The sequence below is a fragment of the Novosphingobium anseongense genome, from assembly GCF_037482895.1.
GTDB classification, from domain to species: domain Bacteria; phylum Pseudomonadota; class Alphaproteobacteria; order Sphingomonadales; family Sphingomonadaceae; genus Novosphingobium; species Novosphingobium anseongense.
Genome location: NZ_JBBHJZ010000001.1, coordinates 149,247 through 163,522, shown reverse-complemented (window position 1 = coordinate 163,522; position 14,276 = coordinate 149,247). Strand labels below are relative to the sequence as shown.

General features: G+C 67.4%; 17 protein-coding genes. 4 read left to right on the top strand and 13 right to left on the bottom strand.

Annotated elements, in window-relative coordinates; genetic code table 11:
* Positions 1–3: 3 nt before the first annotated feature.
* Positions 4–330 (bottom strand): 2Fe-2S iron-sulfur cluster-binding protein, encoded by a 327-nt coding sequence (locus tag WG901_RS00750; protein WP_339585118.1) that lies wholly within the window; start codon positions 328–330, stop codon positions 4–6.
* Positions 331–443: 113 nt separating this feature from the next.
* Here WG901_RS00750 and WG901_RS00745 point away from each other — a divergent pair, with 113 nt between their 5' ends.
* From WG901_RS00745 to WG901_RS00735, 3 genes are read left to right on the top strand one after another with little or no spacing between them, the layout of a single operon-like run.
* A complete protein-coding gene (locus WG901_RS00745; RefSeq protein WP_339585117.1) occupies positions 444–1,097 on the top strand; it encodes a TetR/AcrR family transcriptional regulator in 654 nt (217 codons plus the stop codon).
* A gap of 47 nt (positions 1,098–1,144) precedes the next feature.
* Positions 1,145–1,912: an SDR family oxidoreductase gene (locus tag WG901_RS00740; protein ID WP_339585116.1), complete on the top strand. Its 768-nt coding sequence runs from the start codon at positions 1,145–1,147 to the stop codon at positions 1,910–1,912.
* A gap of 1 nt (position 1,913) precedes the next feature.
* Complete coding sequence (locus WG901_RS00735) at positions 1,914–2,855, top strand: alcohol dehydrogenase catalytic domain-containing protein (protein ID WP_339585115.1); 942 nt, start codon at positions 1,914–1,916, stop codon at positions 2,853–2,855.
* Here the strand turns inward: WG901_RS00735 and WG901_RS00730 are convergent.
* From WG901_RS00730 to WG901_RS00695, 8 genes are read right to left on the bottom strand one after another with little or no spacing between them, the layout of a single operon-like run.
* Positions 2,852–3,781 carry a 1-phosphofructokinase family hexose kinase gene (locus tag WG901_RS00730; RefSeq protein WP_339585114.1) on the bottom strand — a complete coding sequence of 310 codons (930 nt, stop codon included), beginning with the start codon at positions 3,779–3,781 and terminating at the stop codon, positions 2,852–2,854. The genes WG901_RS00735 and WG901_RS00730 overlap by 4 nt on opposite strands.
* 37 nt (positions 3,782–3,818) lie before the next feature.
* The gene (locus WG901_RS00725) at positions 3,819–4,631 is read right to left on the bottom strand and encodes a phytanoyl-CoA dioxygenase family protein (protein ID WP_339585113.1); all 813 of its coding nucleotides are present in this window, start codon (positions 4,629–4,631) and stop codon (positions 3,819–3,821) included.
* A gap of 4 nt (positions 4,632–4,635) precedes the next feature.
* On the bottom strand, positions 4,636–5,883 hold the full coding sequence (locus tag WG901_RS00720) for an aromatic ring-hydroxylating oxygenase subunit alpha (RefSeq protein ID WP_339585112.1): 1,248 nt from the start codon (positions 5,881–5,883) through the stop codon (positions 4,636–4,638).
* On the bottom strand, positions 5,880–6,227 hold the full coding sequence (locus tag WG901_RS00715) for a hypothetical protein (protein ID WP_339585111.1): 348 nt from the start codon (positions 6,225–6,227) through the stop codon (positions 5,880–5,882). The genes WG901_RS00720 and WG901_RS00715 overlap by 4 nt, the downstream gene beginning before the upstream one ends.
* A gap of 4 nt (positions 6,228–6,231) precedes the next feature.
* Positions 6,232–6,759 carry a VOC family protein gene (locus WG901_RS00710; protein WP_339585110.1) on the bottom strand — a complete coding sequence of 176 codons (528 nt, stop codon included), beginning with the start codon at positions 6,757–6,759 and terminating at the stop codon, positions 6,232–6,234.
* Entirely contained in the window at positions 6,756–8,048 is a 1,293-nt protein-coding gene (locus WG901_RS00705; protein ID WP_339585109.1) for a metal-dependent hydrolase family protein, read from the bottom strand. The genes WG901_RS00710 and WG901_RS00705 overlap by 4 nt, the downstream gene beginning before the upstream one ends.
* Positions 8,049–8,067: 19 nt before the next feature.
* Complete coding sequence (locus WG901_RS00700; RefSeq protein ID WP_339585108.1) at positions 8,068–8,925, bottom strand: alpha/beta fold hydrolase; 858 nt, start codon at positions 8,923–8,925, stop codon at positions 8,068–8,070.
* A 5-nt stretch (positions 8,926–8,930) separates the two neighbouring features.
* Positions 8,931–9,890, bottom strand: coding sequence for an aldo/keto reductase (locus tag WG901_RS00695; protein WP_339585107.1), 960 nt, complete (start codon positions 9,888–9,890; stop codon positions 8,931–8,933).
* Positions 9,891–10,014: 124 nt separating this feature from the next.
* On the opposite strand from WG901_RS00695, the gene WG901_RS00690 reads away from it, so the two are divergent.
* A complete protein-coding gene (locus WG901_RS00690; RefSeq protein WP_339585106.1) occupies positions 10,015–10,854 on the top strand; it encodes an SDR family NAD(P)-dependent oxidoreductase in 840 nt (279 codons plus the stop codon).
* Here the strand turns inward: WG901_RS00690 and WG901_RS00685 are convergent.
* From WG901_RS00685 to WG901_RS00670, 4 genes are read right to left on the bottom strand one after another with little or no spacing between them, the layout of a single operon-like run.
* Entirely contained in the window at positions 10,851–11,174 is a 324-nt protein-coding gene (locus WG901_RS00685; RefSeq protein WP_339585105.1) for a YnfA family protein, read from the bottom strand. The genes WG901_RS00690 and WG901_RS00685 overlap by 4 nt on opposite strands.
* 48 nt (positions 11,175–11,222) lie before the next feature.
* A complete protein-coding gene (locus tag WG901_RS00680; protein ID WP_339585104.1) occupies positions 11,223–12,479 on the bottom strand; it encodes a cytochrome P450 in 1,257 nt (418 codons plus the stop codon).
* The gene (locus WG901_RS00675) at positions 12,470–13,414 is read right to left on the bottom strand and encodes an SDR family NAD(P)-dependent oxidoreductase (RefSeq protein ID WP_339585103.1); all 945 of its coding nucleotides are present in this window, start codon (positions 13,412–13,414) and stop codon (positions 12,470–12,472) included. The genes WG901_RS00680 and WG901_RS00675 overlap by 10 nt, the downstream gene beginning before the upstream one ends.
* Positions 13,411–14,157 carry an SDR family oxidoreductase gene (locus WG901_RS00670; RefSeq protein WP_339585102.1) on the bottom strand — a complete coding sequence of 249 codons (747 nt, stop codon included), beginning with the start codon at positions 14,155–14,157 and terminating at the stop codon, positions 13,411–13,413. The genes WG901_RS00675 and WG901_RS00670 overlap by 4 nt, the downstream gene beginning before the upstream one ends.
* Positions 14,158–14,276: the final 119 nt, after the last annotated feature.

Sequence of the window (14,276 nt, the reverse complement as noted above, 5' to 3'; positions counted from 1 at the left end):
CGCTTAGTATTGCCGCGCGGGCAGTTCGACGACAAGCCCGTCGAGCTCGGCGGTGACTTCGATCTGGCAGCTCAGGCGGCTGGTCGGGCGAACTTCGTCCGCGGCGGATTCGAGCATGTCGCGTTCGTCGTCCGAACTGGGCTCGCCGACGACGTCGGCCCAGTCGGCCGCGACGTAACAGTGGCAGGTGGCGCAGGCGAGACCGCCGCCGCATTCGCCGACGATGCCTTCGACACCATTGTTGACCGCGCCGCGCATCACGTTCTCACCGATGGGCACATCGACCTCGTGCTTCGTGCCATCGTGATCGACATAGGTGACTAGCGGCATTCGAAACTCTCCAGAAACATTGAGAACAGTGTTCTCGATTTGTAGAACCTATGCCCGATTTTGTCAATCTCGACGGCTGGACCTGAGGCCGCCGACACGGTAACCGGAGTGTCATGTCGCCACCCGCCGACCTGGCACTCTCTGCCGATAACCCCGACCATGAGGCCGAGTGCGTCCGCAGGGCAAGCATCATCGCCGCGGCCAACGAGTTGCTCGAGGAAGAGGGCATCGATGGCCTCACCATTCGTGCGATGCTCAAGCGCACGGGCCTCGCGCGCCGCGCCTTCTACGAACGGTTCGAAGGCAAGGACGATCTCGTCGTCGCGGTCTTTGCCGAGACGCTTCGCGAATCGGCCGAACATCTCGAACGCGAGACCGCGCACCTCGCTGACCCGCTCGATCAATTGCGCGTCGTCGCCGATCTGCTGGTTTTGGGTTCTCAGCCGCATCGCGGACGCATCGGCATGCGCCGCATCTCGGCCATGGTGCGCGAGCACATGCGGCTCGCGCAGAGCCGCCCGGCCGAGCTGGAAGCCGCGCTGCAGCCATTGATCGCGATGATTGCCGAACGGATCAGCGCAGGCATCCGCACGGGTCAGCTCCGCGAGTGCGATCCCGTCTTGCAAGCGACGCTGATCTACAATCTGATCGCCAGCACCGTCCACATCGAGACGCTGATGGAAGAAAGCGGGGAGCCGGCCAGCTATCGCCGGCCGCGTCTCGCCGACGAAATCTGGGAATTCTGCCGCCGCGCGATCGTCGCCTGAGGTCTCCTCGGTCGGTCCTGTGGGACGGCCAAGGAGAGGAACGACGAATGCAGAAGGATCTGGCAGGCAAGACGGCGCTGGTCACCGGCGGCGGACGCGGCATCGGCCGCGCCATGGCAGAGCGGCTGGCGGCGGCCGGCGCGCTGGTCGCGGTCAACTATGCGGGCAACCACCAGGCCGCGGCGGACACCGTTGCCGCGATCGAAACCGCGGGCGGGCAGGCCTTCACCGTCCAGGCGAAGATCGGCGAGCCTGGCGAGATCGAGAAGCTGATCGCCGCACTCGATGCGGAGTTCATCAGCCGCACGGGCGACAAAAGCATCGACATCCTGATCAACAACATCGGCGGCGGCGACTACGCCAAGATCGTCGACACCACCGACGCGATCTACGATCAGACCTTCAACAACAACGTCCGCGGTCCCTTCCTGCTGACGCGCGCGCTCTATCACCACCTGCGCGACCATGGCCGCGTGGTGAACATCTCGTCGACCGGATCGCGGCTGACCGATCCCGGCATCATCGTCTATTCGATGGCCAAGGCCGCGGTCGAGGCCTTCACCCGCGTGCTGGCGCAGGACCTCGGTCCTCGCGGCATCACGGTCAACGCGGTCTCGCCGGGCTTCACCGCGGGCGAAACCAACCTCCATGTCACCGAGGACCCCGAACTGGCCAAGGGAGTGATCGACTTCACCGCGCTCAAGCGCTTCGGCCAGCCCGAGGAGATCGCCGACATCGTCTATGCCCTCGCCTCCCCGCTGGGCCGCTGGATCACCGCGCAGACCATCGACGCGAGCGGCGGCTTCAAGCTCTAGGATGGAAGCCTGGCTGTTCACCGGCGCGCACCGGCCGCTCGAACGGATCGCGCGCGACACGCCGCGCCCCGGTCCAGGCGAAGTGCTGCTGCGCGTGCGCGCCTCGGGTCTGTGCCATAGCGACGTCGGCCGGATGGATGGCACGCTAACGCCATTCATGCCGGTACCACCGCCGATCGTCCTTGGTCACGAGGTCGCGGGCGAGATTGCCGCGCTGGGTGACGGCGTCAGCGGCTTCGCCCTGGGCGCCCGCGTCGTCGCCTCGGGCAGCCTCGCCTTCTGTCCCGGACGCCATGCCGACGGCGGCTATGCGACGCATTGCCTGGTGCCGGTCGAATGTCTGATCCCGCTGCCCGATACGGTCAGCTTCGCGCAGGGCGCCGCCGCGACCGACGCCGGCCAGACCTCGCACACCGCGCTCTACAAGGCCGGCGCGCTGCAGCCGGGGATGAAGGTCGGCATCATCGGCCTCGGCGGCCTGGGCATGACCGGGGCGCGGCTGGCCGTGCTCGGCGGTGCCCAGGTCTGGGCCGCCGAACCGCGGCGCGAGGCCTGGGCCGCGGCGCGCGCGCAGGGCGTCACCGAGGTCTTCGCCGACGTGCTCGACATGGTCGGGCTGGAGCTCGACCTGATCGTCGACTTCGCGGGCTTCGGCGAGACCACGGCCGGCGCGATCCGCGCGGTGCGGGTCGGCGGGCGCGTGGTTCAGGTCGGCCTTGGCCGCACTTCGGCGACGATCTCGACGATGGAGCTCGTCGGCAAGTCGGTGACCCTGGTCGGCTCGGGCGGCGGCCAGCGCGAGAACACCGCCGCGGTCATCGCCCACATGGCGCGCGGCGAACTGACGATCGAGGCGTCGTCGATCGGCTTCGACGATATACCCGCGGGGCTGGCCAGGCTCGAGGCCGGCGGCGTGGTCGGGCGGATCGTCGCCGAGTTCTAGGCCCGCGCCACTTGGGCGAACAAGCGCTCGATGTCGTCGGGATGCGCGAGGCCCGTGCCCGGATTGAGGACCGAGGCCGCGCCGCCGGCCATGCCGTAGCGGAAGGCCTCGACCGGATCGCGGCCCTCGGACAGCGCGAAGAGCATCGTCGCGAGGAAGCTATCGCCCGCGCCCACGGCGCTGCGCGCCTCGATCTCCAGCGCCGGTACGAAGGTCGTGCCCGAGGCCTGCGCGAGCACCGCGCCCTTGTGGCCCAGCGTCACCGCGACGAGTTCCGCCTGCCCCGCCGCGACGATCGCCATGGCGGCGGCACCGATCGCCTCGGGCTCTTCCAGCGCTTCACCCGTGAACTGGCGCAGTTCGCCCGCGCTCGGCTTGACCAAGTAGACACCGCCCGCGGTCAAGGTGGTCTTCAGCGCCTCGCCCGACGTGTCGAGCACCAGCGGAATGCCGCGCTCGCGCATGATCTCGCCGGCGCGGACGTAGAAATCGTCGGCGATCCCCGGCGGCAGCGAGCCACTGGCGACGAAGTAGTCGCAGTCGACTTCGCGCAGCAGGTCGAGGCACTCCGCGCACTCTTCGTCCGAGATCGTCGGACCGGCGGGGACGAAGCGGAATTCCTTGCCCGTCTCCGCCTCGTGCACCGCGCTGGCGACGCGCGTCGGCTCGGCGATCGCGATCGCGCGGCGCGGCAGGCCCATGTCGTCGAGAAGCCCGTCGAAGGCCGCGCCGGTGCCGCCGCCCGAAAGGTAGAGGCATTCGACCCGGCCACCGAGCCGGCAGAACACGCGCGCGACGTTGATGCCGCCGCCGCCGGGCTCGTAGCGCTCGTTGCGCGTGCGGATCTTGTGCGTCGGGATCACCCGATCGACATCGTAGGACGCGTCGATCGTGGGATTGAGCGTGAGCGTGGCGATGCTTTTCATGGCATCGCTACGCTACACACAACCGCTTGTTCCGTCCTCACCCGATGATCGGAAACGCCGCGTCGGGGAATTTGCCGTAAGGCTCCATGCCATGCGCCTTGGGATCGAAGGCCTCGGGCGGCGCGCCGTTCCAGCGCGCGTCGGCGGGCTGCGGCAGCACCAGGTAGGCCCAGCGCGGCCGATCGAGATGATTGGCCCCCGCCCCATGCACGGTCAGGTGCGTGTGGACGGTAATGTCGCCCAGCTCGTAGTCGATCTGCGGGCTCTCCTCGCAGTCGTTGAGCTCGGGCCAGACCTCGCGGATGTCCTTGCCGTCGTAGCTCGTGTAGTTCCCCAGCACGCCCAGCTTGTGCGAGCCGTTGAGGAACGACATCGTCCCCGCCTCGGGCCCATAGGCTTCGAGCGGGATCCAGAAGGTCATCCCACCGGTGCGATCGACCGCGAAGGTGATGTAGTCCTGGTGGAAGCTGGTCGGGCCGTTGCCCTGGTTGCGCGTCTTCTTCGCCGCGGGCAGCTTGGGCGCGAAGAAGTCGTTGAACAGGCGTACGCCGTGATCGGCCTTGCGGTTCATCAGCGCCTTGGCGGCCTGGCCGATGCCGTCGAACACCGGCTTCACGCGCGCGTCGTTGTAGCCCGAGGCGGCGAAGGCGTTGAAGTAGGGCTGGTCGATGCCATAGGGCGGATTGCTGTCGCCGTCCTCGCCCATCAGCTCCTTGGCCTTGGTCAGCATCGTCGCGATCATCTCGGGCGAAATGAAACGCTTGAGCTGGACCCAGCCATGCGTCTCGTAATGTGCCACCTCTTCAGGGGTCACCGCGCGGCAGGGGGCGGTCTGTGCGATCGTCGCCATCGTCTTATCCTTGTGCTGAGGCTTGCTCGCGGTCCCATTCCGCGAGGATCTGGGTCACGACGTAATGCTGGTGCCGCAGCGCCAGCTCGTGGTCGTGATAGTGGAACTGCTTGATCTGGTCGGTGTCGAGCGCGCGCTGGATGCGTTCGAGCGTGGAGAAATCCTCCATCACCACGTCGCGGAACTCGACCATGGTGTTCTCCTGGCCGAAGCGCTCGGCCGCGGTCTTGGCCGGTCGGACGAAGACGCGCTGCTGGTAGAGCGACTTGTTCGGGCCGAGCGGCCAGACCTGATGGGCGGTGTACATGCCCGCCGAGAGCGTGAAGCCGATCGTCGGGAAGAACTGGATCAAGTCGACCGTCCACCACGGCGAGCGCGTCGGGTTGATCCCCTTGGGCAGTTCGTAGCCCTTCTCCTCGACCGCCACGTTCTGCGCCGCCGCCGCATGGAAATAGGCCAGCTTCTGCACGGGCTTGGGCTCTCCCATCACGCTGTAGTGCGAATTGGTGCGGTGGTGCCCCTTGATCTCGGTGCCGAGCAGCCGGCCCATGATATTGCCAGAGGCCATCATCGTCGGCGCGGCCGAGTTCGGGTGCAGCACGGGGATGTGATAGACCTCGGCCGGGCTGTCGTTGACCAGCTTCCAGTTGCAGTCGACCTCGACTTCGAACTGATAGGACTGCGTGCATGCGCCCCAGGGATAGCCGGCCGTGTCGCGGCCCTGATCGCCGAGGAACTCCTCGAGGCTCTGGTATGGTTCGTCGCTCGGGCAGACCCAGATGAAGCCCTGCCAGATGCCGACAGGCATGCGCTTCAGACCGTTGCAGGCCTTGTCGACGCCGAAGAAGCCCTCTTCGTCGCGGATGCGCGCGAGGCCGCCCTTGAGATCGAAGGCCCAGCCGTGGAAGCGGCACATGAAGAGGCCCTGGCTGTGCCCTTCCTTGCGATGCTCGACGACGTTGCCGCGGTGGGTGCAGACGTTGTGGAACACGTTGACCTGCCCGTCGCGGTCGCGGCAGACCAGGATCTCCTGGCGGAAGGTCGGCAGGGTATAGGTGAAGAAGTCCCCCGCCCGCGCGATCTGCTCGGTCCGGCCGACCATGAACCAGGATCGCTTGAAGATGGCTTCCATCTCCTTCGCGTAGATTTGGGGCTCGTGGTAGATCGCCGTGTCGACCGGGCCGGTGCCGATCTCGGGATAGCGGGCGGTCAGGCCGATGCCGGGGACCGGCGGGGTGGCGAGCTCGTTCATGCCTGGGCTCCCGTGTCGGAGATCAGCCGGGTGTAGCGGATGCGCTCGACGGGAAAGCCGTCGTAGACCGCGGGATCGTTGTACCACTCGACCGCCGGCGCGACCTCGGCGAGCATCAACATCAGCCGCAGCAGAGTCTCGGCCTCAGCCGGCATTTCGCCGAGCCGATAGCCGCGCAGGCAGGCGAGCACGGCCTCGCCGCGCGGCAGCATCGCATCGTAGAAGGCCTTGAGCTCGGCGATCGTGGAACCCTGGCGCTTGGCCATGCGCGCGGGAGCGTCAACGTGAACCCAGTCGGGCACAAAGCGCTCGAGATCGGCAAAGTCGGGCGGCAGCGCGGTCATCGCTCTAGCCCATCGTCCTGATCGGATCGCTGCCGTCCCAGCCCTCCGAGGCGGCCTTGATCTGGCCGAAGACCATCTCGGCGACGGGGTTGGCGGTGATCAGCTCGGTCATGAAGCCCAGGGTCTTCACTGTGTCGACGTAACAGGTCTTCGCGCCCATCATCAGCCCCTCGAAGGCCATTTCGCCGCCGGCCAGCGCGGCGGCGCGCTCGCCCTCGTAATCGGCGCAGTAGAGCCCGGTGTGGTGGAAGCCCGAACCGCCGAGCGGCACGACGTCGGTCCAGATGCCCGGCCCTGCGGTCAGCGGCTGGATCAGCTCGATCTGCATGTCGCCATGCTGGCCGATCGCGGCACGGCAAGGCTGCACGTCGGCCGACTGGCCGCGATAGGTGCTCTCGTCGAAGTGCAGTTCCTCGAACACGAAGAACGGCCCTGCCCCGGCGGTACGCACCCAATGGTCGATCGCCGCCTCTAGGTTCGGCACGACGAAGGCGAGCTGCATGTAGGACTTGTTGCGCTGGGCGGGGATCATTCGGCGGCTACTCCCATGAGCGTGGCGGGCGCGAGGCGCGCCTGCGACAGGCGGTCGATCGTGAACTGGCCATCGCGGACGACGGCCTTGAGGTGTTCGTTCGGGCGAGCGAGGATCGACAGGTCGGCCAGCGGATCGCCGTCGACGACGATCAGGTCGGCCAGAGCCCCGGGTTCGATCACCCCGAGCCTGTCGCGTCCGCCGGTCAGCACTTCGCCAGCATTGGCCGTGCCCCAGGCCAGCACCTCGGCGGGCGAGAGCCCCTCGATTTCGGCGTAGTAGGCGAACTCGCGGCCGTAATTTCCGACCTGGTGGTCGAGCGGATCGTCGGGGATCACGTCGCGGAAGACGCCCGAATAGTCGTCGCCGATCAGGATCTTCACACCCGCCTGCTGCGCCTTGGGCAGCATCGCGCGGACGTGGTCGTAGAGCTCCTGCATCCGCGCATTGCCCCAGCCGAGCTGGAGCAGGCACTTGGGATAGATCAGGCTCGGCACCCAGACGGTGCCCTTCTGCGCCATCAGCGCGATCAGCGCCTCGTCGATCTCGTCGCCGTGATCGATGATGTCGACCCCGAGCTCGACACACTCCTGGATCATCGCCCGGTCGGCGCAGTGCGCGCGGACCTTGGCGCCACGGTGGTGCGCGGCCTGGACCGCGGCCTCGATCTCGTCGCGCTCCATGTTGCGCGGCACCGGGCCGGGAAAGCCGTGGCCGGCGCTGGTGAACAGCTTGATCGTCTCGGCGCCGCGGCGGATGAATTCGCGCACCGTCTTGCGCATCTCGGCGGGCCCGTCGACGAAGGTGTCGGTGCCCGGCGAGGTCATCTCGCGCCACCAGTTCTTCGAATGGTTGAGATCGCCCGTCGTGCCGATGTGCATCGAACAGGCGCGCAGCCGCGGTCCCGGAATGATCCCCTGCTCGATCGCCATCTTGAGCTGCGCGTCGATGTCGTGCCCGGCGGTGGCGCCGACATAGCCGGTGAAGCCGCTTTCGAGCAGCACGCGGCAATTGCGCACGCCGATCGCCATCAGCACGCCCGGCGGCAGCTCCTTGCCCAGCGGTTCGCCGGCAAAGCCCTGAGCCAGCGTGAACTTGTAGAAATCGGGGTGAAAATGGCAGGTGATCAACCCCGGCATCAGGGTCATGCCGCCGAGGTCGATCGCGTCTCCGTCGGCCAGACCCGACGAGACCGAGGCGATGCGATTGCCTTCGAGCACGACCGTGTGCAGCCCGGGCAGAGCCTGGCGGCCGTCGAACACTTGGGCGTTGGTGAACGTTGTGGTCATGGCAGCCTCTCCCTCCGCCTCAGACCCGAACCGCGCGGGGCGGCTTGGCCAGTATCGCGAGCAGTGCCGCGTCGAAGGCCGCGGGGCGCTCGTACATCGCCCAGTGCCCCGCCCCTTCGATCACGCGGAAGTCGGCCTCGGGATGGGTCCGGCGGATCACCGCCTCCTGCAGTTCAGGCGCCGGATGCGGCCGGTCGAATTCGCCCCAGATCGCGTCGACCGGCACCCGCACCTCGGGCAGTATCCGCACGAGCTTGTCGGGCAGCACGAGCTCGGACGCGCGATCGAAGCGGGCCTTGCCCGCATTGACCAGCAGCAGATGCTGCGCGAGGTGGTCGGCGCTGTCCTCATGATGCAGCATCAGCCCGAGCAGGTTGGCCTTGATCGCCGCCTGCCGCGCTTCGCCTTCGAGCCCCGACAGGCGGCCGAGCAGCACTTCACCCAGCGGCGTATCGAGCCCGCCCGTGCCGATCAGCACGAGCCGGCGCACCTGCTCGGGATGCCAGGCAGCGAAGTGCGCGAACGAGACTCCGCCGAAGGAAAAGCCGGCGAGATCCGCGGGTCGATTGCCGAGAATCGCGCGCAGACCCGTTGCGATCGCCTTGGCATTGCCGCGATGATCGGACGTCTCGGGCATGGCGGAATCGCCGTGGCCCGGCAGGTCGACGGCGATCAGCATGCGATCGGCGGACAAAGTCTCGACGTTGCGGATCCAGTGCGACCAGGCGCCCTGGGCGCCGTGGCTGACGACGAGAGGCTCACCCTCGCCCCATATCCGCCAGACGATAGTGCCGTCGCCGCAGGGCGTTTCCACCCGCCGCGCGCGCGCCTCGATATCGGCGACCAGCGCCGCCGGATCGCGGTCAAGGGACGTCACGCCGCTCACCAATACCGGCCCCCGGCAATCTCGGCCTGCGGGAAGGCCGCGTCGATCGCCGCGAGATCCTCTGCGGAGAGCACGATCTCGGCCGCGGCGATGTTCTCTTCGAGCCGATCGAGCCGGCGCGTGCCAGGGATCGGCACGAAGTCCTCGCCCTGATGCAGCACCCAGGCAATCGCGAGTTGGCCCGAGCTGTGTCCGGTCTTCGCCGCCAGCGCCTGCAGCGCCTCGACCAGCGCATAGTTTCTGGCCCCGTTCTCCCCGCCGAAGCGCTGCATCTTCGCGCGCCAGTCGGTGTCGGGCAAGGAGTCCGGTTTGACCCCGCCGGTCAGGAAGCCGCGGCCGAGCGGGCTGAACGGCACGAAGCCGATGCCCAGCTCGTTGAGCGTCGGCAGGATCTCGTCCTCGACCTCGCGCGACCATAGCGAATATTCGCTCTGCAGCGCAGTCACCGGCTGCACCGCATGGGCGCGGCGGATGCTGTCGGCGTCGGCCTCGGACAGGCCGAAGGCGCGGACCTTGCCCTCGCGGATCAGGTCGCCGACCGTGCCGGCGACGTCCTCCACCGGCACGGCCGGATCGAGCCGATGCTGGTAGAGCAGGTCGATATAGTCGGTGCGCAGTCGCTGCAGCGAAGCCTCGACGAAATCACGGATGCGCTGGGGGCGGCTGTCGAAGCCTTGTCCCTGCTTGCCGTCGGCCTCGAACTTGAAGCCGAACTTGGTGGCGATCACCACCTTGTCGCGCAGGCCGGCCAGCCCGGCCCCCAGGTACTGCTCGCTCAGATAGGGGCCATAGATCTCGGCCGTGTCGAAGAAGGTAACACCGCGATCGTAGGCCGCGCGCAGCAGATCGCCGGCCTCGGCTTCGGACAAAGCCGCACCATAGGCGCCGCTCAGGCTCATGCAGCCCAGGCCTATGGCCGAAACCTCTAATGTCCCTCCGGGAAGTCGCTTTTGCATTCCAGTCTCCGCGATTGAGTCGATAGCATCGCTTGATGTAGCAGGCGCGGGCAAGACGGCGGAACTTTAGAACGGCGCCGGGAACTCTCCCAAAGTTGGGACGAGACGGAGGAGAGAGACGACGATGGCGAACGAACTGGCCGGAAAAGTCGCGATCGTGACCGGTGGATCGCGCGGCTTGGGCCGCGGCATGGTCGAACTGTTTCTCGAGGAAGGTGCGCGCGTGGTCATCGCCGATGTCCTGGAGGAGGAAGGCCAGGCGCTGGCGCAGGACCTCGGCGGCGACGTGCGCTTCAAGCAGACCGACGTATCCAAGCGCGAGGCGGTCGAGGCGCTTGTCGACTACGCGGTCAGCGAATTCGGCGGGCTCCACGCGATCGTCAACAATGCCGGGCTTTCGGACAACGCCTTCGGCTCGCTGCTCGACGCCGATTTCGACGCCTTCGAGCGGGTCATGGCGGTCAACGTCAAAGGCGTGATGCTCGGCACCCAGATCGCCGCGCGGCACATGGCGCAGCACGGCGGCGGCTCGGTGATCAACGTCTCGTCGATCAGCGGCATCCAGGCGGGCTTCGGCTTCTTCAACTACCGCGCCTCGAAAGCCGCCGTGGTCAACTTCACCCAGTGCGCGGCGATCGAGCTCGGCGTGAACCTCGTGCGCGTGAACTGCATCTGCCCGGGCAACATCCCGACGCCGATGGGCACTTTCGCCGCCGCCGACGAGGACGGCTTGCAGAAGCGCATCCAGGAGGCGGTGAACGACGTTCGCATGGGCTGGCAACCGCTCAAGCGCCAGGGCAGCCCGCGCGACATCGCCGAGGCCGCGCTGTTCCTGTCGAGCGACCGCTCGCGTCAGGTCTCGGGACAGATCCTCTCGGTCGATGGCGGGGCGACCGCGGGCATGGCCAAGAGCCTGATCGGCGAGATCATGGAAGCCCGGGCGGCGGTGGAAGCGGCAGGCTAGGCCGTCCGCGGCCCGAACAGGATGATCGCCGCGCCGGCCAGGCACACGCCGGCGCCGATCAGGTCCCAGCGATCGGGCCGCGCGCCCTCGACCGCCCACAGCCAGAGCAGCGCCGAGGCGATGTAGACCCCGCCATAGGCGGCATAGGCGCGCCCGGCGTTGTCGGTGTCGACCAAGGTCAGCAGCCAGGCGAACAGCGCCAGCGAGACCATGCCCGGAAGCAGCCACCAGACCGACTTGCCGAGCTTGAGCCAGGCCCAGAAGGCGAAGCAGCCGGCGATCTCGGCGATGGCAGCGGCAATGTAGGCGAAAGCGGTCATGGAGGGTTGCTAGCAATTCCTCCCCGGCACGGGGAGGATCGGGAGGAATTATCGCCGCGCAAAGGTCAGCGGCAGGCGTTCGATCGTATGCGTCGCCAGGGTCGGCAGATAGGTGATCTCGGCCGGGTCGATCGCCAGCCGGATGTCCTTCAAGCGCCGGATGATCTCCTGCGCGGCGACCTTGATCTCCATCCGCGCCAGCGCGATGCCGACGCAGCGGTGGATGCCGAGCCCGAAGGTCAGGTTCGCCCCGACGTTGGGCCGATCGATGTCGAGCGCGTCGGCATCGGCGAACTTGGCGCCATCGTGGTTGGCCGCCGCGTACATGATGCAGACCTGCGCCTTGGCCGGGATCGTGACGCCCGAGAGCGTGACGTCTTTCATCGCCGTGCGGAACAGGCCGTGGACCGGCGGCTGGAGCCGCAGCACTTCCTCGACGAAGCGTGTCATCACGCGCTCGTCGTCGACCTGCGTGTAAAGCCGGTCGGCCAGCCCCGGTTCGGTCGCGAGCACGAGCAGCAGGTTGACGATTGCCGCCGCGGTCGTGTCGTTGCCAGCGATCAGGAAGCCGCGGACCGTGGCGATCTGCTCGGTCCAGGACAGCACGGGCTCGGCATCATCGTCGAGCCGCGCGTGGACGAGATCGGAAATCATGTCCTCGCGGCGGTTCGCCTGGCGATCCTTGATGTGCTTGATAATGTAGTTCTGCAGTTCGCACATGACCGCCGCGTTCTCGAGCATGTCCTCGCGCGTCTGCATGCGGCCGATCTGGTCGAGCACGGCCTTGGTCCAGAGCGCGATCTTTTCCGCCGTGACCTCCGCCGGGTCGAAGCCCAGTTGTTCGCAGATAATCTGCGCTGTCACCGGCCCGCCGAAATCCTTCATCCCGTCGCCCTCGCCGCGTTCGGCCATGGCCTCGACCAAGCCGACGACGATCTGGCGGATGCGCCCCTCGAGATCCTTCACCCGGTGCGCAGTGAAGGCCTTCTCGGTGAGCTTGCGATAGCGCGTATGCTTGGGCGGATCGATCGCCATGTCGCGGATGAAGCCGCCGCCGTCGCGTTCGAGGATTGCGGCGAATTCGTCGAGAAAGCCGTTGCCGTAACGGTCCTGATAGCCGTGCTCGAGCGAGAAGTTGACGTCGTCACGCAGCACGGCGGCGGCATCGTCGTACCGGGTCACGAGGTAGAGATCGAGGCCGGGGTCGTAGTAGACTGGCCGTTCCTCGCGCAGCGCGCGGTAGAACGGGAACGGATCGTTGCGGATCGTCGGATCGAGCCGTGTCTCAGTGCCGGTCAGTTCCATGACGCGTCGGCCCCGTCGTAGGCGCGCAGCCCCCAGTCCGAAGTATCCATCGCAGCGAGCCCGACAACGACCGCGCCCTCGGTGTCCATCACCCCCGCCCAGCGCGCGGCGATCGTCTCGATCGTATGGTCGCGCTCGTTGAAGCCGGTCGTGCGGCCGATGTAGCAGCGCTGCACCTCACCGCCGACCGAGTCGATGCATTCGCCGTTCACCGGACAGTCCTGGTGCGCGAGGAATGCGACGGCGGGTGAGGACAGCTGCGGCGGCAGCGACTGCTTGGCATGAGCCAGCAGCGGCGAATCGTCCTCCATCGTCGAGATGACAAGGCGCGTGTAGCCGGCCGGGCTGACGGCATTGACCTTGATACCGTGCGCCGCGCCCTCGGCCGCCAGCGCGCGCGTCAGCGACCAAACGCCGCCCTTGCTAGCGGCATAGGCGACCTGATCGGCGAAGCCGGTCATCGAAGCCGAGGTGATGTTGACGATACGGCCGTAACCCGCCGCTTTCATGTGCGGCCAGGCCGCGCGGCTGCACCAGATCGAGCCCATGAGGTTGATGTCGATGTGCCGCTGGATGTCGCGCGGGCTGATCGCATCGAAGGGCGCGCCGATCGATATCCCCGCGTTGTTCACAAGGATATCCACCGCACCGAAGGCATCGAGCGCGGCCTGAACAATCGCCTCCGCGCCCTCCGGCGTGGCGACAGAAGCGGTGTTGGCGATTGCCTTGCCACCGGCCGCGCGGATCTCCGCAGCGACGGCCTCGGCCGAGGCCGCACCCGGATAGTGGCGCTGTTCGGGATCGACGCCGATGTCGTTGACCAAGACTTTGGCGCCGCGCGACGCGAGTAACAGCGCGTGCGCTCGGCCGAGGCTGGGATTGCCGCCGGCGCCGGTGACGATCGCCGTGCGACCATCGAAGCGATAGTCGCTCATCGGCTGGTCAGCGCGCCGTCGACCGGGATCGCCTGGCCGTGGACGAAACTCGCGTCGGGGCCGCAGAGCCACCAGACCGCGGCGCCGATCTCCTGCGGCTGGCCGATGCGCTCGAGCGGGCTGGTCTTGACCAGTTCCTGGATGATCTCGCCCATGCCCGGGCGCTGCGTCATCGGCGTCTCGATCATGCCCGGACAGACCGCGTTGATGCGGATTCCCTGGCTCGCATATTCGAGCGCCGCGGCCTTGGTCAGCCCGACGACGCCATGCTTCGAGGCCGAATAGGCGCCGCAGAAGGCTGCGCCGCGGATGCCCGCGGTCGAGGCGCAGTTGACGATCGCACCGCCGCCGGTCGCCAGCATCGCCGGAATCTGGTGGCGTAGGCAGTGCCAGACGCCGGTCAGGTTGACGCCGATGACGCGGTGCCAATTGTCGAGCGAACCCTCGGCGGTCAGCTTCCCGACCTCGCCGTCGATCCCCGCAGCATTGAAACAGGCGTCGATCTGGCCATAGGCGGCAACGGTCTGCTCGACCGCGTTGCGTACGGAATCGTCGTCGGCGACGTTAGCCTGGATGAAGCGCGCCGCGCCGCCGGCTTCGCGGATCAGGGCCTCGGTCTCGCGGCCGCCGGCCTCGTTCATGTCGACGAGCGCCACGGCGTGGCCGCGCTCGGCGAACAGCCGCGCGGTCGCCCGGCCGATGCCGGAGCCCGCGCCCGTCACGAAAGCGATCTTCTCCGCCATCGTCTCTTCCTCTCTCGTTTTTCTCGTTGGCTCACGAATTCGCACAGGTCGCGCAGACCGCACAATCGGCGACTCATCGGGAGCGTGGAACGAAGCCTATCATCGTTCCAGCCAATCGC

Excerpts from the sequence above, each read along its gene's own strand:
- WG901_RS00750 (WP_339585118.1), bottom strand. The coding sequence starts at position 330 with ATGCCGCTAGTCACCTATGTCGATCACGATGGCACGAAGCACGAGGTC.
- WG901_RS00745 (WP_339585117.1), top strand. The coding sequence starts at position 444 with ATGTCGCCACCCGCCGACCTGGCACTCTCTGCCGATAACCCCGACCAT.
- WG901_RS00740 (WP_339585116.1), top strand. The coding sequence starts at position 1,145 with ATGCAGAAGGATCTGGCAGGCAAGACGGCGCTGGTCACCGGCGGCGGA.
- WG901_RS00735 (WP_339585115.1), top strand. The coding sequence starts at position 1,914 with ATGGAAGCCTGGCTGTTCACCGGCGCGCACCGGCCGCTCGAACGGATC.
- WG901_RS00730 (WP_339585114.1), bottom strand. The coding sequence starts at position 3,781 with ATGAAAAGCATCGCCACGCTCACGCTCAATCCCACGATCGACGCGTCC.
- WG901_RS00725 (WP_339585113.1), bottom strand. The coding sequence starts at position 4,631 with ATGGCGACGATCGCACAGACCGCCCCCTGCCGCGCGGTGACCCCTGAA.
- WG901_RS00720 (WP_339585112.1), bottom strand. The coding sequence starts at position 5,883 with ATGAACGAGCTCGCCACCCCGCCGGTCCCCGGCATCGGCCTGACCGCC.
- WG901_RS00715 (WP_339585111.1), bottom strand. The coding sequence starts at position 6,227 with ATGACCGCGCTGCCGCCCGACTTTGCCGATCTCGAGCGCTTTGTGCCC.
- WG901_RS00710 (WP_339585110.1), bottom strand. The coding sequence starts at position 6,759 with ATGATCCCCGCCCAGCGCAACAAGTCCTACATGCAGCTCGCCTTCGTC.
- WG901_RS00705 (WP_339585109.1), bottom strand. The coding sequence starts at position 8,048 with ATGACCACAACGTTCACCAACGCCCAAGTGTTCGACGGCCGCCAGGCT.
- WG901_RS00695 (WP_339585107.1), bottom strand. The coding sequence starts at position 9,890 with ATGCAAAAGCGACTTCCCGGAGGGACATTAGAGGTTTCGGCCATAGGC.
- WG901_RS00690 (WP_339585106.1), top strand. The coding sequence starts at position 10,015 with ATGGCGAACGAACTGGCCGGAAAAGTCGCGATCGTGACCGGTGGATCG.
- WG901_RS00685 (WP_339585105.1), bottom strand. The coding sequence starts at position 11,174 with ATGACCGCTTTCGCCTACATTGCCGCTGCCATCGCCGAGATCGCCGGC.
- WG901_RS00680 (WP_339585104.1), bottom strand. The coding sequence starts at position 12,479 with ATGGAACTGACCGGCACTGAGACACGGCTCGATCCGACGATCCGCAAC.
- WG901_RS00675 (WP_339585103.1), bottom strand. The coding sequence starts at position 13,414 with ATGAGCGACTATCGCTTCGATGGTCGCACGGCGATCGTCACCGGCGCC.
- WG901_RS00670 (WP_339585102.1), bottom strand. The coding sequence starts at position 14,157 with ATGGCGGAGAAGATCGCTTTCGTGACGGGCGCGGGCTCCGGCATCGGC.